19 protein-coding genes and 4 tRNA genes are annotated in these 23079 nt (G+C 46.0%); all 23 read right to left on the bottom strand.

The window, feature by feature from the left end:
• Positions 1–172: 172 nt before the first annotated feature.
• The 23 genes from AAHF22_RS17695 to AAHF22_RS17585 all read right to left on the bottom strand — a co-directional run bounded on the left by AAHF22_RS17695 (position 173) and on the right by AAHF22_RS17585 (position 22952).
• Positions 173–1381: a cation:proton antiporter gene (locus AAHF22_RS17695; protein WP_347326353.1), complete on the bottom strand. Its 1209-nt coding sequence runs from the start codon at positions 1379–1381 to the stop codon at positions 173–175.
• A complete protein-coding gene (locus tag AAHF22_RS17690; RefSeq protein ID WP_347326352.1) occupies positions 1381–1875 on the bottom strand; it encodes a cation:proton antiporter regulatory subunit in 495 nt (164 codons plus the stop codon). Before AAHF22_RS17690 ends, AAHF22_RS17695 begins: the two co-directional genes overlap by 1 nt.
• A 308-nt stretch (positions 1876–2183) precedes the next feature.
• Positions 2184–2702 carry an adenine phosphoribosyltransferase gene (locus AAHF22_RS17685; RefSeq protein WP_347326351.1) on the bottom strand — a complete coding sequence of 173 codons (519 nt, stop codon included), beginning with the start codon at positions 2700–2702 and terminating at the stop codon, positions 2184–2186.
• Between the two features lie 26 nt (positions 2703–2728).
• Complete coding sequence (recJ, locus tag AAHF22_RS17680; protein WP_347326350.1) at positions 2729–5137, bottom strand: single-stranded-DNA-specific exonuclease RecJ; 2409 nt, start codon at positions 5135–5137, stop codon at positions 2729–2731.
• Positions 5138–5155: 18 nt separating this feature from the next.
• Complete coding sequence (locus AAHF22_RS17675; RefSeq protein WP_347326349.1) at positions 5156–6133, bottom strand: cation diffusion facilitator family transporter; 978 nt, start codon at positions 6131–6133, stop codon at positions 5156–5158.
• A gap of 72 nt (positions 6134–6205) precedes the next feature.
• Positions 6206–7117: a protein translocase subunit SecF gene (gene secF, locus AAHF22_RS17670; protein ID WP_347326348.1), complete on the bottom strand. Its 912-nt coding sequence runs from the start codon at positions 7115–7117 to the stop codon at positions 6206–6208.
• Complete coding sequence (secD, locus tag AAHF22_RS17665; protein ID WP_347326347.1) at positions 7107–8594, bottom strand: protein translocase subunit SecD; 1488 nt, start codon at positions 8592–8594, stop codon at positions 7107–7109. Before secD ends, secF begins: the two co-directional genes overlap by 11 nt.
• Before the next feature lie 237 nt (positions 8595–8831).
• Positions 8832–9083 (bottom strand): post-transcriptional regulator, encoded by a 252-nt coding sequence (locus tag AAHF22_RS17660; RefSeq protein WP_347326346.1) that lies wholly within the window; start codon positions 9081–9083, stop codon positions 8832–8834.
• A 155-nt stretch (positions 9084–9238) separates the two neighbouring features.
• Entirely contained in the window at positions 9239–10588 is a 1350-nt protein-coding gene (locus tag AAHF22_RS17655; RefSeq protein WP_347326345.1) for an ArsB/NhaD family transporter, read from the bottom strand.
• Between the two features lie 217 nt (positions 10589–10805).
• The gene (gene yajC, locus AAHF22_RS17650; RefSeq protein ID WP_347326344.1) at positions 10806–11123 is read right to left on the bottom strand and encodes a preprotein translocase subunit YajC; all 318 of its coding nucleotides are present in this window, start codon (positions 11121–11123) and stop codon (positions 10806–10808) included.
• 93 nt (positions 11124–11216) lie between these two features.
• Positions 11217–12356 carry a tRNA guanosine(34) transglycosylase Tgt gene (gene tgt / locus AAHF22_RS17645; RefSeq protein ID WP_347326343.1) on the bottom strand — a complete coding sequence of 380 codons (1140 nt, stop codon included), beginning with the start codon at positions 12354–12356 and terminating at the stop codon, positions 11217–11219.
• A 241-nt stretch (positions 12357–12597) separates the two neighbouring features.
• Entirely contained in the window at positions 12598–13626 is a 1029-nt protein-coding gene (gene queA, locus AAHF22_RS17640) for a tRNA preQ1(34) S-adenosylmethionine ribosyltransferase-isomerase QueA (RefSeq protein ID WP_347326342.1), read from the bottom strand.
• 6 nt (positions 13627–13632) lie between these two features.
• Entirely contained in the window at positions 13633–15702 is a 2070-nt protein-coding gene (locus tag AAHF22_RS17635) for a SpoIID/LytB domain-containing protein (RefSeq protein WP_347326341.1), read from the bottom strand.
• A gap of 254 nt (positions 15703–15956) precedes the next feature.
• A complete protein-coding gene (locus tag AAHF22_RS17630; protein WP_347326340.1) occupies positions 15957–16706 on the bottom strand; it encodes a hypothetical protein in 750 nt (249 codons plus the stop codon).
• A 992-nt stretch (positions 16707–17698) separates the two neighbouring features.
• Positions 17699–18715: a Holliday junction branch migration DNA helicase RuvB gene (gene ruvB / locus AAHF22_RS17625; protein ID WP_347326339.1), complete on the bottom strand. Its 1017-nt coding sequence runs from the start codon at positions 18713–18715 to the stop codon at positions 17699–17701.
• A gap of 226 nt (positions 18716–18941) precedes the next feature.
• Positions 18942–19562 (bottom strand): Holliday junction branch migration protein RuvA, encoded by a 621-nt coding sequence (ruvA, locus tag AAHF22_RS17620; RefSeq protein WP_347326338.1) that lies wholly within the window; start codon positions 19560–19562, stop codon positions 18942–18944.
• Positions 19559–20062 carry a crossover junction endodeoxyribonuclease RuvC gene (ruvC, locus tag AAHF22_RS17615; protein ID WP_347326429.1) on the bottom strand — a complete coding sequence of 168 codons (504 nt, stop codon included), beginning with the start codon at positions 20060–20062 and terminating at the stop codon, positions 19559–19561. Before ruvC ends, ruvA begins: the two co-directional genes overlap by 4 nt.
• Before the next feature lie 897 nt (positions 20063–20959).
• Positions 20960–21247 carry a hypothetical protein gene (locus AAHF22_RS17610; RefSeq protein WP_347326337.1) on the bottom strand — a complete coding sequence of 96 codons (288 nt, stop codon included), beginning with the start codon at positions 21245–21247 and terminating at the stop codon, positions 20960–20962.
• A gap of 402 nt (positions 21248–21649) precedes the next feature.
• Positions 21650–22204 (bottom strand): DUF4303 domain-containing protein, encoded by a 555-nt coding sequence (locus AAHF22_RS17605; protein ID WP_347326336.1) that lies wholly within the window; start codon positions 22202–22204, stop codon positions 21650–21652.
• 409 nt (positions 22205–22613) lie between these two features.
• Positions 22614–22687 (bottom strand) — tRNA-Pro (locus AAHF22_RS17600).
• A 7-nt stretch (positions 22688–22694) separates the two neighbouring features.
• Positions 22695–22774, bottom strand: a tRNA-Leu gene (locus tag AAHF22_RS17595).
• Positions 22775–22797: 23 nt separating this feature from the next.
• Positions 22798–22874 (bottom strand) — tRNA-Arg (locus AAHF22_RS17590).
• 3 nt (positions 22875–22877) lie between these two features.
• Positions 22878–22952 (bottom strand) — tRNA-Gly (locus tag AAHF22_RS17585).
• Between the last annotated feature and the right edge of the window lie 127 nt (positions 22953–23079).

Genomic DNA, 23079 nt, shown 5'->3' with positions numbered 1-23079 from the left:
GTAATCATGATGCGCCGCCGAACCGCTATATCAAGGTCGGCCAGACGTGTTATAGGAAAATAATTTGCTGTTTATATCGATCGGTCTTTATTATTATCTATCTCATGTAGCGATGGATCAACATCATCATCACACTACCATCGTGCTGCACCATCAAGCTGCGGGACATACACTATGACTTTTTCACCGTTTTATTTACACGGAATACACGGGCTACGCCTTTATAGATTAGCTTGGATTCTTTCGTCAGTAGTGGACCCAGTATCGCCAAAATCAATACATAGATCGCGGCAAATGGCTGCAAAATGCCAGACAACGCACCGGCTGCACCGAGATTCGCGACAATGATCGAAAACTCACCACGTGACATAATCGTCAAACCGACATTGGATGATGCCTGTGGAGATAAATTCGCCGTCTTCCCGGCCAGCATGCCTGCTGTGTAATTACCAATCATCGTTACGATGACCGCACCAATCGCCAACCAGACTGCATTTCCACCAAGCGACAATGGATCAATCGTCAGACCGAAGCTGAAAAAGAACAATGCGCCAAAGAAATCGCGGAACGGTAAAATAATCTTTTCGATCCGGTGCATATGCGATGTTTCCGCAAGCACAAGACCAACGAGCAAAGCGCCAATCGCTTCCGCTACGTGAATCGTCTCCGAGAAACCGGCAATTAAGAACAACGCCGCAAAGATCACACACATAAACAGCTCATTCGACTGAATATTGAGTACTCGATTGAGCAGCGGTACCGCTTTGCGTCCCACAATCAAAATGAGCAACATGTATCCAAGCGCAATCGCCGCCGATAACAGAATACCACCAACCGATGTTGCACCACTGAGCAACAAGCCAGACAGTACGGACAGGTACACAGCGAGGAATACATCCTCAAACATAATAATACCTAGAATCATCTCGGTTTCGGGATTTGCTGTACGTTTGAGATCAACGAGCACCTTGGCGACAATGGCGCTGGAAGAAATCGTCGTAATCCCGGCAATCACCAAAATTTCTTTCAAATCAAAACCAGTCAGCAAACCATATAACAGACCAAGCGTAAAGTTAATCCCGATATAGATCGTACCACCGAGTGCAATTGAGCGCCCTGCCTTCACTAATCGACCAACTGAGAACTCCAAACCGAGATAAAATAGTAGGAAAATAACCCCGATTTTACCCATAAACTCAATCAGCTCAGCGCTTTGAATAAATCGAAAATCGACAATGCCGAATACCGGAGCATGCGGCCCTACCGCCATACCTGCTAGAATATAAAAGGGAACGACCGAGAAGCGCAGCTTCGTTGCCAGCAAACCTGCCAGCGCAACGAGCAATACCGCTATACCGATCTCAAATACGATGTAATCCATCAGCCGCTCCCCCTTTCGAGCAGCTCTTTGAGCAATTGAATTCCATTCCGCTCACCGGCAATAACGAGTGTCGTTTCGTCTTGCAGCACATAATCTGGGCCGGGAATAATCCGTTGTTCCCTGGCGCTAATGCCAGCGATGATCACGGTGCCTGTTTGTTCACGAATCGATAGTTCGCCGATCGTTTTACCGATGCAGCCCATCGTGGACTTCAGCTTATGCCACTCAATTGTTAATTTGGAAATGGACAATTCTGCTTTTTCCAGTGCACTTGGCTGGTAGGTCATTCCACCGATAATGCTGGCAAGCTGCCTTGCTTCATGATCGTGAAGCGACATGACGAGTTCATGATCGTCCGGGCTGTCGGATGGTTGATGATACAACTCACGCTTTCCATCTTCATGCACGATGATCGCTACATGATCGTTCTCTTCTGTTTCCACTACAAATTTCCTTCCAATACCGGGCAAGTCCGTCTCGCGAATGATCGCCATACTTCCCCCTCCTTTTTCTCTAAAATTGGCATACGTATTGAATATCCATATTGAACATCCATGCGCTCAGCAGCAGCATGCCTCTTTACTGTATACGTGTTACCCAGAGTGAGGTTTCAACAAAAAGCTGATTTTAAGTCAATTTTGTTCAAAAAACGCCAAAAAACCCGATTTTCATTAGACGAACGATGAAAATCGGGTTTGCTTATATTTCATTTTTGGCTGTTATTACCATTCATAAGCTTACCGATGCTTATGGCACAAGCACTGCTTTATCCCAATAAAGAAAGAAGTGATAATGGTAAATATTAGAAAGGATACTGGGTAAGTGTGAATACCTCGATATCCGGCAGTTTTTCGCGTCCGTTCAGGTCTTGAAGCTCGATCATAAACGCTGCGCCGACCACATTACCGCCCACCTGACGGATTAAGTCTACACAAGTTGCAATCGTACCGCCCGTTGCGAGCAGATCATCAGCGATCAATACATTTTGACCCGGTTGAACAGCATCTACGTGCATCGCGAGAATGTCTTTGCCATATTCAAGCGCGTATTCAGCTTGAATCGTTTTGTATGGCAGCTTGCCTGTTTTACGGATCGGCACAAAGCCTACGCCCAGTGCGTAAGCAAGCGGTGCGCCTACAACAAAGCCACGTGCTTCCGGTCCAGCGATCACGTCAATTTTCAAATCTTTGAGCAGCTTTCTTAGCTCATCGATCGATTGCTTGTATGCTTCGCCATTTTGCAGCAGGGTCGTAATATCTTTGAAGCTGATTCCTTCCTGCGGAAAATCCGGTATCACACGAATATGCTCTTTAAAATCCAAAAAAATCTCCTCCTAAAAGTTAGCGTTTATGATACGCCTTGCATACGGGCAATCATCCATGAAGTCAATTGTGGCAGATCACTTTCACATAACATATATTCCATTTCAGCCAGTTCGCCAAGCTCCCGGTACAGTTGTGAGCTGCTGAGCGGACGTTTATCAGGCGCTGTGTTCATGCGAATCTGTCCATCCTCGCGAATGATAAACTCCAGCTCCTCAAACACGTCCAGCATCATTTGCACCATACGTACCGAGCTGGATGTTTTTTGACTTAAATACGGGATTAGCTTCTGTTCTTCAGCAATCGTAGCACTGCTTTTGGCGAGCCAGCCGTAGATCAGCTTGAAGTGCTCCCGATCGGGAATGTGCAGGCGATCTTGACGGTCTGGACGATCATGCAGCAGAACGATATTTTCCACAGCGGTAAAACGTGCAAAAATAACGTTCAATTGTTCAATATGTGCTGGCAATGATAACAGACATAATGTGCGTATGGCTTCTGCCCCATGCTGTATGGAGACATGATTGCAAGCCGCAATATCAACTTGTCTATCATAACCCCAAAGGGATACATCCGACAATTGGCTTTTTAAAGTTTCCATTCGTTTTTCATCGCCCAGTACACCAAATTGCCCTGTTTCGGTCGCCATATAGCGTGACCACTTCTGCTGAATCGTCACCAGATCACGTGTCCAATCATCTGCACCACGGCGATCCCATACTTGCAGCCCTGGTACGGCAATATCCTGTACCATCAGCTGCGGCTTACGTACGCCGCGCCATTCGTTGATGCTCGTCTCTGCCAGTATGTCCACACGATCACCTGCACTTAGCAGCGATGCGAGTTCACCTTTACCAAAGGCAACGCCTTCAATCACGGTGCCGTCCTGTTCTACTACGAGCCGCAAATGATCGGAAGTTTTACCGATTGCTCGTGCTTCAGATAGGGTGACGCCACGCAGGACGATTTTAGGTAGCGGATTGTTCATTCCAAATGGCGCCAGACGTTCCAGCTCCTCTACCGCTTCTAATGTAAGCTGATCCACCGTACATTCACAATCCGCTTCGGTTTGTGGCACCAGATCATCCTCGGTTAACAGTTGTGCTGCACGTTCATTCAAACGGCGACGGAACAGCTCCAGCTGGTCTCGATGCAAACTCATCCCTGCTGCCGATGGATGGCCACCAAAATGATCCAGTACATCCTCACAATCCAGTAATGCACGATAAATATCGTAGCCGGGAATCGAACGTGCAGAACCTTTACCCATTCCTGTATCCGGGTCGATGCCAAGTACGATTGTAGGACGATAATAACGATCCAGCAGCTTGGAGGCAACGATACCGACTACGCCTGGATTCCAGCCTTCGCCTGCAACGACAATAACGTCCGGTACGCCGCGCGGATGTTGATCACGCTCGGCTTCCAGCATCGCAACCGCTTCTTGCACCATCCGGTTGACAAGCTCCTGACGCTCCTTATTAAGCTGATCCAGCTCAAAGGCGATTCGATCCGCCAGTCCCATATCAGTTGTCGTTAACAGTTCGACCGCACGCTTGGCATGCTCCATTCTTCCACTCGCATTAATACGTGGAGCCATCGCAAAAGCGATATGAGTGGCGCTTACCTGTGCTGGATCAATCGCTGCGATATTCAGCAGCGCGTGCACACCTGGGAAGGCACTTTGCTTCATCTGTTGCACACCGATACTGACCATACGGCGGTTCTCGTCCTCCAGTGGCATCAGATCGGCTACGGTACCGATCGCTACAATCTCAAGCCAGGCATCCGGCACATCGCCCAGTAGCGCCTGAGCTAGCTTATACGCGACGCCTACGCCCGCCAGTCCTTTAAAGGGGTACGAGCAATACGGTAGCTTCGGATTAACAAGCGCAGCCGCCTCTGGCAACTTCTCCGGCGGCTCATGATGATCCGTCACAACGACGTCCATACCAAGCTCACGTGCATAGGCAATCTGCTCGACTGCGCTAATGCCTGTATCGACCGTGATGATCAGCGTCACGCCTTGCTCATGCGCTAGATCGAGCGCATGATGGTGTAAACCATAGCCTTCCTTCGCACGATGCGGAATATACATGTCAAAATCCGCTTTCAGCACTCGCATCAATTGGATCATCAGCGATGTACTGGACACACCATCCGCATCGTAATCGCCGTATACCCATATTTTCTCATTGCGTTCCAGTGCCAAACGGATACGCTCTACCGCTTCCTCCATACCTGCCAGCAAAAAAGGATCATGACTCGTTCCCGAGCTTCCTTCCAGAAAAATCTCTGCCTCCGCAGATGTCGTATAGCCACGTCCACTTAGCAACGTTGCCGTTAGCGGGGCGATTCCCAATTCACGGCTAAGCTGCTGCGCAGCCGTCGGATCAGGATGTTTTACATTCCAGTGATATTGTGAATGAATCATGGTGCTTAAGTTCCTCCTTCAGTGAAGCATTCCATCGCCAGACGAACGATCCGACTGAGTAGCCCAATCATGATTGGACTTGTACGGATAGCCGCCTGTGTAAGGGACAGTATGTACCTGTACCTGACTCACATGATCAAATCGGTGCAGCAATAAATTACGAGCATACTCCCCAATCTCTGCCGCAGCCAGCACCGTAATATTCGGATTCACTGCCAGTACTAGCTCAATATGCACGCCGCGATCATGTTCCTGCGCATGTAGTCGTTCTACCGCAATCACACCACGGACACGCTGCACGGTTTCCATATAATCGCTCGCATCCTGCTGCTCCATCGTTTGGAGAAGCCGCCCATAAATGGCCTGTCTGGCTAGTCGATATCCTTGCCGCCACAGGATGACCGCTACAATGAGTGCAGATACAGGCTGCACATAGTACAATCGATCTTCATTTAGCTCCAGCGCAGCAATCGTACCGAGCATACCTGCCAGTACAATGATCGAGCAATATAAGGAATAACGGTGGGTATCGACCATTTCCTCTAGCTGGTTGCTCCTCTGCTTGGACCGATATCGATAGCGATAACGAAATACCGCTTCGTTTACAGCCATCGCCAAAAAGACGAGCACAATTGCAAACGGCTTTGGCTCTGGTTCAACATGTGCCATCAGATCGCGTACGGCAGCAATCGCAATTTCAAGTCCGCCAAGTAGTAAAAAGACGGTAATGATCATTTGCGCAAACGATGCACCCATCCCTTCGGTAGGACGATGCTCTGCTGGTGAAGACACGCGCCGACCATATTTTCGGCTACGGCGTAGCAACCGTTCAGCCAGCGTGCTCGTTGCTGCTGAAGCGGTATAGAGCGCATCGCCAATTAATGCTTTGTTCATCGCCATATAACCAGCGATGCCTTTTACAATGGCCAAAACGAAACCTGTCAGCACCGATGTCCATAATCCATGCTCCTGTTGCCGGATCGGCTTATTATCCATTAATTTCCTCCTAAGACAAACGGAAGCCGCGTCAATAACAGGACGCGGCTTCACAGTTGAAAGCTTGCAAGGTCATGCCGTCGTCTTCGACGGTGTTTTTGCTTTTGGCTTTTGTTTGTTTTTCAGTACGAGCCAGAGTGGACTCGCGATAAAGATCGAGGAGTACGCACCGAATGCCAGACCGATCATCATCGCCAGCGAGAACATACGGATCGACTCACTACCCAGAATGAACAGGAACAGACACGCGATAAATACAGTCAGTACCGTGTTCAGGGAACGGGTCATCGTTTGAGAAATACTTTTGTTCACGATCGTTGCCACATCACCACGATTTTTCTGTTTCGCAAACCGCATATTTTCACGAATACGGTCAAAGATAACGATCGTATCGTTCAAGGAATAACCGATAATGGTCAATACTGCGGTAATAAAGGTCAGATCCACTTCCAAACGGAAAATGGAGAAGATCGAGATGACGAGAAACGCATCATGTAGCAAAGCGACAACCGAAGCGACCGCAAAGCGCCATTCAAAGCGAATCGTCACGTAAATGATAATCCCGAGACTCGCTAGCAGAACCGCGTAGATCGCATTGCGTTCCAGCTCTTTCGCAATCGTTGGGTCCACCGTATTCACTTCAAATGAAGCGCCGCTATCCAGCTCTTTGGTGAATGTTTGTTTCAGTTGATTTTCCTGCGTATCGGTCAATACATTTTCAAAACGAATCGACATCCGTTCTGCACTACCGTTACTAATATCAGCCGCATCACCAAAGTCCAGCTTATCGATAACAGGTTTAACCTGCTGCTCGGTCAGCGGTTTGGTCAGCGTAATATCTACATTGGAACCGGAACGGAAATCAACGCTGTAGTTCAAGCCGAATACGGCGAGTGAAATAATACCGGCAATGGTGACCACAATGGAGAATGTGTAAAAATATTTGCTTAATTTAACGAAATCATAATTCCAATTAAAGCGCACTGCGTTCACTCTCCTTTACACCGAAATACTCCGGTTTGTCGATCAGTTTCCCTTTGATCAGCAGGGACAACAGATAGCGGGAGAAGAACAGGTTACTTGCGATACTAACCAGAATGTTAAAAATCAGTACCAGCGCAAAACCACGCACTGCACCTGTACCCAGACCGAACATAACTGCTGCGGCAATAATGGTCGTCAAGTTGGCATCCATAACGGTACCGAATGAGCTACGGCTACCTGCTTTGAATGCAGACGGAATACTTTTACCGGTACGAATCTCATCTTTGATCCGTTCAAACGTAATAATATTCGCATCGACTGCCATCCCGACCCCGAGTATAAAGGCCGCAATACCTGGCAATGTCAATGTAAAGTCACCTGCAATAAAGATCATCAGCGTGAGCCAGATGTATACGATAATACAAAAAGCAGAGAGCAAACCGGGTACACGATATACGAATACCATGAACAACAAAATGATGATGGAAGCGATAATACCTGCACGCAGTGTATCATGCAGCGATTGCTGTCCAAGCGATGCTCCAACACTTTGCGAATAGATCTCGGTCAGTTTCAGCGGCAATGCGCCGAGGTTGATCTGATCTTTCAGTTGTTGTGCTTCTTGTGCTGTATAGTTACCGGAGATGCTTGCAGTACCGTCTGTTAATTGTGCACGAACCGTTGGTGCAGACAGCAGATCGTCATTCAAGAAAATAGCGAGTGGCTGTCCGATCAGACGTTTCGTAATCTCGGCAAACTTTTGAGCATCTTTTACTTTGATAACAATTTCAGGCTGGTTCAGCTGATTGTAAACAACCGAAGCACCATTTTCCTTAAAATCATTACCTGTCATTTCTACTTTACAATACACTTTAAGTGGATCTTGATTAGCAGCGGCGTTCGTATCGGCAGGAACGGATTCCTCACCGGTAGACGGTGTTACCTCTACTCCTTCAGGAGAGCCTACCGTTTGTGCAGACACGGGGTTGCTGTCAGAACCCGATTTAGTTTCGGTCGTTCCGCTAGCTTTGCTAGTCGTTGTGCTTTTTGCAGCACCTTTATCCGTGCTTTTCTCTGTGGACGATGTTTGGTCCTTCGAGTTGGTTCCAGAAGAATCAACTGGACATCCCGACATACTGCGGAATGTAAGCTCAGCCGGCTCCTTCATCGTCTGACGAACGGTAGCTTCATCCGTTACACCAGCGATCCGAAGGCGAATCCGGTCACTTCCCTCTGTAGTGATTTCGGGTTCACTCGTACCCAGTGCATTTGCACGTTGCTCCAAACTTTTTGCAGTCTGAATCAGGGATTCCCTGGTGACTGCTTCCCCCTGCGTCGTTGGCGTAGCCTGATACAAAATCTCAAAACCGCCTTTAAGATCCAAACCTAAACGGATGTCCTTAAATAACGGTGTCGTTGCGCCGATCACACCGGCCACGACGAGTATTACGACTACGAAGCTGATGAGTCTTTTCATCCCGTGTGTGGTTCCCCTTTCATTCTCAATATTCCTATTATAGCGATGCGACAAATGACAGTCAATTTACCGGTGGTCGACAAAACAAACAAGCTGATGCCAGTAAAACACCGACCCCAGCTCCTCATTGATCCAATGAATGTCGATCGTTTCGCGAACAAAATGTGACCATTGCAGGCATTTTGTACATGGATATGTGTATAACGGTATCCTTATCTCGTTCCCCCGGCAATAGAATTACCGTATATCTGCTTCTTTGTACGAGGACATCGTCAGGTAGTTCATCAACTGGTTCGGCTTCATCGATAAAATATCATTGACCAGCGCATACAATCTGGGCATTCCCTGTTTCGCATATTTACTGTTCAGGCAATCCCATAGCTCTTCCGAAGTAATTTGCTCATAACCGAGCATTTTAAATTCTTCAATCTTGCTCTGGCATAGCGATTCGATCAGCTCGGTCAGCTCCGCATTGCTCAGTTCATCCATGTCTACCAGCTACCTTCCCTTTAACTTCATATCCTGCCTTGTTCACATGACCGCCGCCAGATGATCTGCCCAGCACATAATACACTTTACACATTTCGCCTTCGTCTTCCTGAATTCCTGCTTTTTACATAAACTTTACATATAAAAATGTAGAATTAGCTTATTCCCGAAGGCATCAGCACAGCAATCAGATAAAATGAAGCAAGCAGGAGCGATAACAAGGTAAGCGGTAAAGCGATACGCAAAAACTCCACATAACGCAGTCGCTGCCCTTCTCTCTCTGCCATCGAAGCGGCAATTAACCCGGCTGCCGAGCCAAGCAACGTCCCACTACTTCCAATTCCTGCACCAAGTACAAGCGCCCACCATAACGGATTAAGCAATCCCGGTGAGCTTGCTTCCATCTGCTGTCCTGTTTCGTGCAGTAGTGGAATGGCAGCAGCGATCCACGGCATATGATCCATCGCCAGCGACAGCAATCCAGTCACCCATAACATAATCATCGCCACCATGCGCATATTGCCATTGGTTAGCTCGATCAAATACGTAGCCCCGGCTGTCATCCAACCGGTTTGCGCCAGCCCCCCTGCCAAAATAAACAAGCCGGCAAAAAATAACAATGTATCCCATTCCAGTTGCTTCAGTATACCTAAAGGACGAATACCACTTGTCCATTGACCTGCAAGCAGTAATAACACTGCACCACTCCCTACAATCCAGCCTGGTTTCCATCCAAGCTGCGGAGCAAATACTAGCAATACAATGACTATGACGTAAAGCACCGGGAGGATCGCACGTCTTACGACAGAATATGCTGAATCGTTCATCTCCGTCTGCATGATCGGTAATTTATCCGGCTGTAGTACAGATGGCTGTATACGCAATGTTTTACAATAAAATAGCCACACCAGTCCAATATTCATGATGAATAACAACAGCATAATCGGACCTAACGCTGTTATAAACGCTCCAAAATCAAGCTGCGGATTTGCTGTACCGATCCATATATTCGCAGGCTGACCAATTAAAGTAGCTGTTCCTCCAATATTGGCAGCTAGCACCGAACCGATCAGAAACGGTGTAGGTGATACACGAAATGTCTTCGCTATAGCCAACATGATCGGTACCAGTATGAGCATCATCGTTACGGCATCTAGCAATGCCGAGCCAATGCCCGCTAGCAGCATCATATACAAATATAATAATGCCAGTCGTTTGCCGCTATAACGAATCAACACGATAGCAAGACGGTGAATCCAGCCGCTGCGCCCAAGCACCGCAGCCATCACAATAAGTCCGGTCCATAACAGGAGCGTATTCCAGTCGATATGAAGCTGAAATGCACTGCTCCATTGCACGATACCGAGCAGCAGAAAAAGTACGGCTGCAATTAGTGCAACGAGCGCTCGATTCAACTGCTCGGTCATCCAGATCGCATACGCAACTAGAAAGATAATCAGCGCAACCGTAGGCTGCCAGCTCATCATTTCTACTGTCATTTGCATCCATTCCCCCTATCCTTACTTCTTGCATCTTCCATTTTGTTTCTGTGCACGCTATCAATTTGCCTCCGTAACACGCTATCTGCCTGCGCCACTATTGTACACGATACACACCCGCTTAAAAAGCAAACGGACTACGCAAAAGCGCAGTCCGTTCACCCATCATGACCGAAGCCACAACGCATTGCTTACTTTACTTACCGACCCATGTCGCTATCTATTAGGCTTTAGCTACTGGAGCCGCTTCTTTTGCAGACGCATGGCTAATTGCCGAACGATCAAAAGTCAGCTTTGTTACATCGTTTACACGCAGAACAACGATATCATCTGTCATTTCTACGATTGTACCGTGCAGACCACCGATGGTTACAACCTTGTCGCCTTTACCCAGCGCGTTGAGCATCTGGTTACGTTGCTTTTGTTTCTTTTGTTGCGGGCGAATCAGCAGAAAATAAAATACGACAAACATCAGTACAAATGGCAGGATCGTCATCAGCATACTGCTGGATCCGCCTGCGGCACTCGCTACATTAAACATGGTGTTTCCCCCTTATTAAAATATAAACCGGAAGCCGGTCGCCCGGACTCCGTTGTGTTTCTATCGGTGATGTTGCTCATGGAAATGGGCGGATCAAAAGCCCTTGTCATTACCGTGCAATCCATATTGTGTGAAAAATTCATCGCGGAAATCAAGCAAACGATCTTCCATAATTGCCTGACGCACACCGCGCATCAAATTCAGCAAGAAATGCAGGTTGTGATACGTAGTCAGACGCAGACCAAATGTCTCATCTGCTTTGATCAGGTGACGCAAATACGCTTTAGAATAATTGCGACACGTGTAGCAATCACAATTCGGATCAAGCGGACTAAAATCACGTGCATATTGTGCATTACGCACAACGACACGCCCCTGACTGGTCATCGTTGTACCGTTACGCGCGATACGTGTTGGCAATACGCAGTCGAACATATCTACACCGCGAATGGAGCCTTCAATCAACGCATCCGGAGAACCAACACCCATCAAATAACGCGGCTTGTTACCTGGCAAAAACGGAATCGTATATTCCAATGCCTGATACATCAAATGCTTAGGTTCGCCAACGCTCAGTCCACCAATAGCATACCCCGGGAAATCCATCGAAGTCAAATCAAGTGCGCTCTGTTTACGCAGATCTTCATGCATACCGCCCTGTACGATGGCAAACAGACCTTGATCATGCGAACGTGCATGACTTTCCAGGCAACGCTCTGCCCAGCGCGTTGTACGCTCCAGCGATTTTTTCACATATTCATACTCCGCTGGATACGGTGGACACTCATCGAATGCCATCATAATATCCGAGCCGAGCGCATTTTGAATCTCCATCGCCACTTCCGGCGACAGGAACAGCTTGTCCCCATTCAAATGGGAGCGGAAATGTACGCCTTCCTCGGTAATTTTACGCATTTCACTCAAGCTAAAGACTTGAAATCCGCCGCTATCGGTCAAAATGGGACGGTCCCAGTTCATAAATTTGTGCAATCCACCGGCTTCTTTGATCAGATCATGACCCGGACGCAGGAACAGATGATACGTATTGCTCAAAATAATATGCGCATCCATCTCTTTCAGCTCTTCAGGGCTCATCGTTTTTACCGTTGCCTGTGTACCGACAGGCATAAAGGCAGGCGTTTCAATCACACCATGCGGTGTATGCACACGGCCCAGTCTCGCACCGGACTGCTTACACGTTTTAATATGTTCGTATCGAATAGGTCCAGACATCACATGTATTCTCTTCTTTCTGCATTAAAATATTCGTTCACGCCTCGCTGGACGCTTGTCACCTGGCTGAGCATCTATCGGCAACCCTGTCTGTTTTGAACAGACATCTTTTTTATCCTGCTGGAATAGTAAATCCTCCACCACTGCCTTCATTAGCATCACAGCCAAAAAAAAGGCAGCACCGACATTTTATTATACCGGAGCTACCCTGCCTAGCACAATATATGTTTATATGAATATATCAATAAATGAACATCGCATCGCCAAAGCTAAAGAAGCGGTATTGCTCGCGAATCGCCTCTTCATACGCCGCCATAATATGGTCACGTCCAGCAAGCGCACTGACTAGCATGACCAGTGTCGATTTAGGCAAATGGAAATTCGTAATCATCGCATCGACCAGACCGAATGTATGCCCTGGGTAAATGAAAATTTGCGTCCAGCCACTTGTCGCTTGAAGCGGCTTGTCTCCAAAATCACGTGCTACCGTTTCCAGCGTGCGCGCCGATGTCGTACCGACAGCAATGATACGTCCGCCGCGAGCTTTGGTTGCATGGATCAGTTCCGCTGTCTCCACCGGCAAAGAATAATACTCCTCATGCATCACATGATCTTCTACCGTGTCCACACTCATCGGGCGGAATGTACCGAGACCGACATGCAGCGTAACAAAGCCGATCGATACGCCTTTAGCACGAATCGCTTCCAGCAGTTCAGTCGTAAAATGAAGCCCTGCGGTTGGCGCAGCCGCCGAACCTTCATGCTTCGCATATACCGTCTGATAACGCTCACGATCATCCAGCGTCTCCTTAATATACGGAGGAAGCGGCATTTCACCAAGACGATCCAAAATCTCCTGAAAAATACCTTCATAGCGGAAGGAAAGCACACGCATCCCCATATCGCCTTCTTCTTCAATGACCGCTTCCAGTTCATCACCGAACTGGATCACCGCACCGGTTTTAATCTTTTTGCCCGGTTTGACGAGCGCTTCCCAGCGATCGCCTTCCAGCTGAGTGAGCAGCAATACTTCGGCTTTAGCACCTGTATCCTTTTTTGTACCAAATAGGCGCGCCGGAATGACACGGGTATCGTTCAAAATGAGCGTGTCACCTTCATTAAAATAGTTCAAAATATCACCAAAATGCTGATGACGAATTTCACCTGTTTGCTTGTTCAATGTCAGTAAACGAGAAGCTGTTCGATCTTTAAGCGGCACCTGTGCAATCAGATGCTCCGGTAATTCAAAATCATACAAATCCACTTTCATGTTCATTTATCCCTTCACAATATCAACGTCATGATAGTAATGTTCTAATATTTCTTTGTAATCAGCGCCTTGATCGGCCATTCCTTTAGCGCCCCATTGCGACATGCCGAGTCCATGCCCGTTGCCGCGACCGGTAAACAGGAAGCCGCCTGGCTCGGTGACACGTGCATTACCCTCACCATTCATAATGACAGTGCTGGAACTGCCTGTTCCCTGTCCAGAAGCGCCCAGTATGACGGTACCGCCAGCCGACAACTCATCCTGTGCATTGCTGGAGCCAATGACCGTATACTTGTCCGTGCTCACCACATCAAATAGCGTGCTTGGCAAACTGTTCAATGCCGAACGGAACATATCTGGATACTTCATCTTTACGACGCTACCATTAATTTTGATTTCGGTCACACGACCGGAAGGGCCACGCTGACTGACCTGAATCGATGTGATCGTTGAGGGCAACGTTGACGTTGTTTTCCCTTTTAATGTGGCAAGCAGCTCGGCCGATTTGAACGGTCCGCGAATCCATTGATAACTGTTCGACTCCGGCACCACTTCCAGCACGACCGCTTCATCGCCCGGATTGAGCTGTGCTACCGACTGCGCACTGTTTTGTACGACGGGAAGCTTGCGTACATTCGTATTTTTGGTCGTCACGGTCATTTTATCCAGTCCAGCCGACGTTTTATCGCCGGTTAGCTTCACATTATCTTCGCGCACATAACCAGAGTTGCCGTTATCCAGCAATACATGATACCACTTTTTAAGCGAAGCTTGTGCAGCCTCGTCACCTTTAGAGTCGACAGTCACGAACACATCACCACCACCGCTGTTCCATACTTCGGACGTATCCGCACTGGCACCTCCAGCGTTAGCCGAGAAGATCGATTCGATCACTTTACCATTTTTCATAATGACTTCACCAGCTGTCGCATCGACCGCCGCAATGATCCGCTTATCTTCCGCACCTACACCATTATAAGCTTGACTGAGCGTCGTATCCACTACATCGGCAATTTTAAACTTGGAGCCTTGTTCTTGAAAACGAGCATAGCTACGCGCTGCAACCGCTTGTGCTTTGAGCGACTCCGCAGGCCAGGAAGCTGAAACTTCACCGCCCACTACGGAATATAGATACTCTTCCATCGGAAGCACATTCACCCATGCGAGCTGACCGTTATAGTTACTCAGCTCAAAATCACCACGATACGTGCGTGCCGAACGCTCCGTCACCTGCGTACCAGCAGCACTTCCTTTTATAGTGAGCTTCGCATTGCTGCCACTCAATATATAATGGTTAACCGGCGAAGGACTGGTCACACTGGACGTTACATTTTGCCGCATAATCAATGCCGGTGTTGAGCTGCTAACCGTCGTTAACGGTGCTGTCGGCAATGCTTCTGCTGCCGCTGCTTTTACCGCTGCGAGTGCCGTAGCATTGGCTTCCTCCCCGACCCAAACTTCATAGGAGCCACTGCCTGTCATGACCATATAAGCATCCAAACCAGCCGCTTGTGCCGTATTGAGCACGCCTTGCGCCTGTGCAGAACTGACAAAGCTACCTGCGGACAGATGCATACCGCCTTTCACGGTAGGCGTTTGTCCGCCTAACAAGGAGCGTGCAGTGGAGGCAATACGCGTAGCTGCCGTTTGTGCATTCGCTTCGGACGCATACATACCTGTATATAGCTGATACACTGTCTGTCCGCCTTTAGAAGTTGAAAAGACGATCGGCTTGTCGCTCGTCGGTTGCAGCAATTTAATTCCAGCCGCAACCGTATCAAAGCTAGGCGTTTCCAGTACCTTCACCCGGTACCCATCGATGCCAAAGCTCGCCTGTTGCCCGATATCCTGCCATGAATTAAATGTACCCCCTTGTGTAATACCCACCTGCAAACTACCAGCCGATTTTACATTGACGACAGGCACAATTGACGTATATGTACTACCGCCATTGAAAAATAGACCAACCCGCACATCTTCTTCAAACGAAGGTTCACTGGCATGAGACACCGAAGAATGACCGAAGAAGCTACAACTCATCACAACTGCCAATAGAAAGCTACTTGTTTTACGCATACACACCTCAGAAAATTTAGGATAGATGGAACATCCAAAAATAAGCCCACGACATCACGATATTGATCTCCATTATACTTCATCTTTATGGCTGACGATATTTCTGCCAGACATATGTGATATAAATATAACACTTTTTTAGGATTTTTGCTGATGATGACGATACGGATGTAGCTAACTCTATATTTTAAGACAAAAAGGCTATTCATTACGTCGAGACGACATCATGAATAGCCTTTACTGTTCTATTTTGTTTAGCTTTTGTTAAGAAGCTGTGTATGGATCGTATATTGACCTTGCTGTTCCTGCACAAGCTTATCTTGAAATGCATCAAAAGCAGCAGGCCCATCAATCTGACCCTTTTTGAGCAGCTCATCATACAATTTACTCATGTATATCGTTTTGCCGTACTGCTGCTTGATCGGCTCACTTTTCCAAAATTCCTGTTCACTAAGCCCGGTTAATTGAATGCGGTGCGCCATAATTTGCTGAATGAGCTGCTGGTCATTATGTTCACTCGCCAGTGTAGCATCATATAAACGCGTCTTTTCTGTATTGACCATCTGTGTCATTTCCTGTTCCGAAACTGTAATACCGATTTTCTTCGCATACTGCACAGCTAGCTCTGTCTTGAGCAGTTGATTCAGCAACTGAGAAGAATCGGTTGCCATATTACCAGCGACTTGTTCACCTTGCTGTAGCTGATTAAGCTTGGTTACCATCTCCACATTTGCTTTATAAAAATCAAATTCCTGCTTTGAAATGCGGATGTCATCCCCTGTTACAAGCAGCCCATTGTTGGGCGAATCAGCAGAGCTTCCAGATGCAGAGCCTTGCTGACCATCCGCAGATTGGAGCTGATCAAATGTAGTTTGGACTACTGCCTGTTGCTTAGCTGCTACCTGCTCTTTCGATGGCTGCGCTCCTCCATACTGTGCGACAGCTACTCCTGCTGCTGTCACAATGATCATCCCTAAAGCCGTTACGATCACTTTCTTATTCATAGCCGTTACCCTCCTCTTGCTAAACGATCCTATGTACGTATCGTCTCTTATGCCATTCACTTATCCCAATGAAATCACTGCTATATGTATACAACACGTATACTTGAACACATACACTTGAAATGTATGCATGCATAATTGCCATGTCTATACATATACTTAAAATGCTCCAGACTTATTTCCTTATCGACCTACTATCCAACACCTACATTACTGATACATTACTGACATTTCGGAATAACTTTCAGAACAACTGTATTTTATTGGATTTTTCCATAGCTATTTAACAAAGTAAACCTATAACACGCAGAATGTGAACTCTTGCCTATTATACGTATTACTTTATGCTCACGTATTACTGCTTGTGAATATCATAATCGATCGCTCCAATGCATCGCTTGGGCCATAATCTGTTTGGATGGGCTGACTATGCGCGATATCGGCAATCATTTGGCTCAAATCTATTTACTTTGCTAATTTGAACGTACTCATTCAACTTATAAGCAACTTATAAGCTGTACATTGCAAATTATACAATGGGCGGATCAAACGCCCTTATCATTACCATACAATCCATATTGCGTACAAAATTCGTTGTAGCAAATACTGTCTGTATCACTTACTGATACATTTAATTGTCTTTATAGTTGATTATTTTGCACGTCATTTTTGCTTGCCATTTCTGCTTTCTTGAAGCAATGCCGATCGACAATCTAACATCACACCAACTTTCAATAGCTGTCAGTAAATAGACTAGATTCATTTGAGTTTTTCAACTGTTTTAAGCCTTGAAATATAGCCCATCAACATACCATTCCAACTAATATGTAATCGGATCAAACTACTAGCCACTACACGTCAGCATATATTCCTGCTCACATCCAAATTCGACTAGCCGAGGCACCTATGCTTACCCATGCTGCAAACATGCAAACACAAAAAAGCTACAGATGCACTCTTCTGCATCTGTAGCTCCCCTATGCGTTATAACCTTATCGACCCTTCAAATCCTCCGGCATCGGAATGCCCAGATGACTATACGCCTTCGGTGTGACCACACGCCCCCGTGGGGTACGTTGCAAAAAGCCCAGTTGAAGCAAATAAGGCTCATACACATCCTCAATCGTCTGTCCTTCTTCACCAATCGTCGCTGCGATCGTATCCAGACCTACCGGGCCGCCGCGGAAGCTATGAATCATCGCTTCCAGCATCTTATGGTCAATTTGATCCAGACCACAGGGGTCAACCTGTAGCATATTGAGCGATTCCTTCGCGATCTCCGGCGTAATGATGCCATCGCCACGTACCTGTGCGTAATCACGGACACGTTTGAGCAGACGGTTCGCAATCCGCGGTGTACCTCGACCACGTAGCGCAATCTCTTCTGCTGCATCGCCCAAAATTTCGATCCCAAGAATATCGGCACCACGACTCACGATAAACGTCAACTCATCCACCGTATAAAATTCCAAGCGACTCACGACGCCAAAACGGTCACGCAGCGGCGCAGATAACAAACCTGCTCTAGTCGTCGCTCCGATCAATGTAAATGGCGGCAAATCCAAACGCACCGAGCGTGCACTTGGCCCTTTGCCGATCATAATATCCAGTGCTGAGTCTTCCATGGCAGGATACAGCACTTCTTCGACCGAACGATTCAAACGATGAATCTCATCGATAAACAGTACATCTCCATCCTGCAAATTCGTCAACAATGCAGCCAGATCGCCCGGGCGCTCAATCGCTGGACCAGATGTCGTCCGCAAATTTACACCAAGTTCGTTGGCGATAATGTTTGCCAGTGTCGTTTTACCAAGTCCAGGTGGACCATATAATAGGACATGATCCAGCGCTTCGCCGCGCATTTTAGCAGCTTCGATATAGATTTTCAGATTTTCCTTTACACGACTCTGTCCGATATATTCCGCAAGGTAACGGGGACGCAGACTGAGTTCCACCGCTTGATCTTCCATCATCAAATTAGCCGATATAATGCGGTCATCCGTCATCTTAATCGCTCCCCTCTTCTTGCCTGCGGCAAGCTTGTTTCGTATCGTTTCATATTATGCTCACATTCTACTGCTTGTTCCCTATTTACATTGTAATGTGGGAGATTCAGTTGCAATTTATTATGCATATAAACAGAACTACCCCCCATCTGCAAACAGACAAGCGCAATGCTTCTGCTTCTGCTTCTGCTTCTGCTTCTGCTTCTGCTTCTGCTTCTGCTTCTGCTTAACCAGTATACAGCATCTTCAATGCCCGTTTCATAACAGCATCCACCGTATCTTCAGGAAATACTTCATGCTTGAGCGTCTGCCATACCCGATCCAATTCTGTGTCTGTATAGCCAAGTGCCTTCAACGCTTCACGCACCTCAGACCATACATCGCCACCTGATGCCGCCGGTGCTGTTGTTGTAGCTGCAAACAGTCCAGTTGCCATCATAGAATCACCAATACCGTCCAGCTTATCCTTCAGATCCAAAATCATACGTTGCGCCGTCTTTTTACCGATCCCCGGCAGCTTCGTCAAAAACGTAATATTTTCCTGATAGATCGCCGTAATGACACCTTCTGGACTTCCACCGCTCAAAATACCGAGCGCTACCCGCGGACCGATACCTGACACCTCAATCAGCTTGCGAAACAGCTTCTGCTCATCCCGAGTCGGAAAGCCAAACAACTGAATCGCATCCTCACGCACATGATGATGAATATATACCATCGTTTCCCCTTCGGCCTTCGCAATCGCATACGGATTCGGGCAAAACACACGATACCCTACTCCATGCACATCCATGACGACATATTCATTTTCCAGATGAACTACAGGCCCACGCAAAAAATCGATCATTTTTTCAATACCTCATTTAACTTGGAATTGAGTACATAAGAGTGCGCATGACATACGGCCACAGCAAGGGCATCGGCTACATCATCCGGCTTAGGTACTTTTTGCAAATTGAGAAACATCCGCACCATCTCTTGCACTTGCTTTTTCTCTGCTTTACCGTAACCAACAACAGCCTGTTTAACCTGCATCGGTGTATATTCTGCAATCGGTAATCCCTTTTGTGCCGCTGCCAAAATAGAAACGCCACGCGCCTGACTTACAGACATCGCTGTCGTTACATTTCGATTAAAGAACAGCTTCTCAAACGCAACCATCTGCGGCTCATACTTTTCGATCAACTGCACCATACCTTCGTATACATGCATCAATCGCTCTTCCTCCGGTGTATGGGCTTCGGTCTGAATACAGCCATACTGTACCGGTGTCAGCTTACTCCCGTTTTTATCAATAAATCCGAAACCTACAATCGCGATCCCGGGGTCAATTCCCATAATCCGCAACTCCATCGCTCCCTCATATCGTGTACCCTAATCCATATCATTGCTGAATCATATCGTTCACTTGATACCATATGACTCCAACTTATTCGTCATACATGTCCGCACAAAGGCTTCTTCTCTATCATAAGCGAAATAGGCGAACATATGTATCATTTTTTTATTATATCAGAAAATTAATATAGCGGTCATAGCGAGTTGTTGTTCATCCTAATTGAATCTATATTGCTGCTCCACCAACGTTATAGATCTCTAATGTGTCCAACTTTTTAATTGTGCTATATGCGATCTAGCTCTACTTCTACACCCCAGGATACAGATGTAGTATCTCTTCCTCTACGTGATTGAAGCAATAACCGTGAGCAACACATTTATCATCCGTAAGCTTACTACTTCTATTTTCATCATTACCAGAGTTAAACGGCTATGAGCATGCAAATGGGATGATTTCATTCTTTCTAACTATATGATTCATCTTCTCTACACTAATCATGATCATAAACAAGTATGTCTAGCACGATTATCGATAGAGAAAGGACTACTAGCTATGTATCAAATACAGTTCATTTATAAAGAAATACATATTCCTTTGATGATGCCGGGTTATCTGCCTCAGTGCCTAATTACTGTAATTCTGCATATTCATATAGTGAGATTCCTTGCTGCTTTAACTGTTAAAAAAGCTATGACAAGGTGATCCCACCGATTTATATAGTTGTTAGCATTACCGCGCAGATCGGATCTATTCATTCACATGGAGTGTTTATATCTGATTAGCTTCTTCGATATCATTTTTTCGAAATCATAAGTATGCTGTTGTATATATGAATTGTAAAGAAAGAAGTTCATCGCTTGTAGCTGCACCAATAGATTGACTTCGGACCTTTTGTTTTGATTAATTTATGCGTAATATCCACCTTCTGCTAAATATGTTCCTGTCTCTTTATAATGTTTGTAGATCTTGCTAAAAGCTCTATTCGCCATGTGTTGACTGCTTCCATCGCTTTTGCATAATTTAATCACTTTGACTACCTGTTTTATATCCGTTTCGCTAGAAATTTCACCAGATATTAATTTTTCTAAATCAAGTTCAAATATTCCCTCAAAATTTTCTGAACAATCACTGTAGTTATATATTGCTTGAGTACCTGTTGTGCTTAGCAACCTAAACTGAATACAAAAAGCCATGACGTTTCTCCTCCCTTTGTTTTAGCTTTATTTTCTTCTATTCCATAAAGCTAAATGTATATTTAATTGTATATTTTGAAATTATTCTATTTATGAGACGATGTACATTTATGAAAATTCTCTTCTATCCCTTTTCGTAGACAGCGTAGAGTAGAACTCACCAGAAACTGTAAGCTATCTAATGAATGACTTGCCCGATTTATAAAACTGTTATGTCCTAACTGTGTTTATTAAAAAACGTCCCTCATTCTGAGCTGAACATGGCTTCGAATGAGGGATCTATTTAATCTTTTTCAAATCATTATTTACAAAATATACGCTACTATACCCAACGCTACTATACTCAAAAAATATCATTTTCAAGTATATGTGCTTATGTTCTTTTGTCTAGCATGTATCCCTTCATGAAACTCCATCATAGCGCTTCGCAAACTGCTCGTATACTGCTTCTGAATTCAACAGCTTCGCTGAATAATTTTCGATCGCATCTACTCGGTCATCGTCTACTACAGACAGGAATAATGTCAATTGATCTCTTAAAGCATGATCTATAAACAATCCTTCTTGATCTAGCTGTTGTAACGCTGCTGTTGCTACTTCATAAAATTCGGACTGAGACTCTTCGCTGTAATCTTCTCGTTCCATCAATATTCTACTTACTTTTGCCAATTGGGAAGGTTTTAGATCACCATCACTGTACGTCCATTCATCTGGAACCCAGCGCAGCGTCGCTCTGTACGTTTCCGTATCGGGATCGCCTTCATTTTTATCGTGTTCGATTTTTCTTTGTAAACCTTCTTCGGTATTGACTGCCATGTACACTGTTCCAGCATCACTATCTGTAACCAGTGCGATCGCATAGATCGTTTCGGACTTCAATTGTTGCGCAAGTTGTGTAAAGTCTGTATGTACGGCATGAGTTAGTTCTTTTTGAAAAGCTGTGAAAAAATCATTCATTACTTGTCTGTCTCCTAAGTATAAATTTTAGTTTAAATTAAGATGTATCTTATATTGTTATTATAATTGATTTTAAATATAAATGTTATTGTAGCTAATTATTGTAGCTATCTAGCTCATTAGACTTTAATATACATGTAACTGTAGCTACCTAACTCATTAGAGATTTCTTTGATATGTTTTCAATTATACAAACTACTTTCTACTCGAATCACACGTATTTCTATTGGTGGTTTGATATGAGCCACCTAATCCAGGATGCATTCATCCAAGCACATATGTACTTACATTTAATATAAATTAGATCTAAAACAGACAACCATATAAATTCGTAACACTCACAACCTATACATTCGTTTAAATACAAAATAAAAAGTCATCATTCTTAACGAATGATGACTTTTGTGTATCGGGATGACACGATTTGAACATGCGACCCCCTGGTCCCAAACCAGGTGCTCTACCAAGCTGAGCTACATCCCGATATAAGTGCCGGTGAAGGGACTCGAACCCCCACGGTTTCCCTCACGATTTTGAGTCGCGCGCGTCTGCCAATTCCGCCACACCGGCAAGTGTGAAAAACTTAAAATAAATGGCGCGCCCTAAGAGATTCGAACTCCTGACCTTTTGATTCGTAGTCAAACGCTCTATCCAGCTGAGCTAAGGGCGCGTATGGAGCGGACGACGGGAATCGAACCCGCGACCCTCGCCTTGGCAAGGCGATGCTCTACCGCTGAGCCACGTCCGCATACTGCTTGTAAAACTAACTTCTGCTATTCATAACCTTATGTTCTTGGTTATAAATGGCGGAACCGACGGGATTTGAACCCGCGATCTCCTGCGTGACAGGCAGGCATGTTAACCCCTACACCACG

The organism is Paenibacillus wenxiniae, assembly GCF_039822605.1.
GTDB classification, from domain to species: Bacteria; Bacillota; Bacilli; order Paenibacillales; family Paenibacillaceae; genus Saccharibacillus; species Saccharibacillus wenxiniae.
The sequence above is the reverse complement of the archived record's forward strand: the minus strand, read 5'-3'. Positions and strand labels throughout refer to the sequence as shown.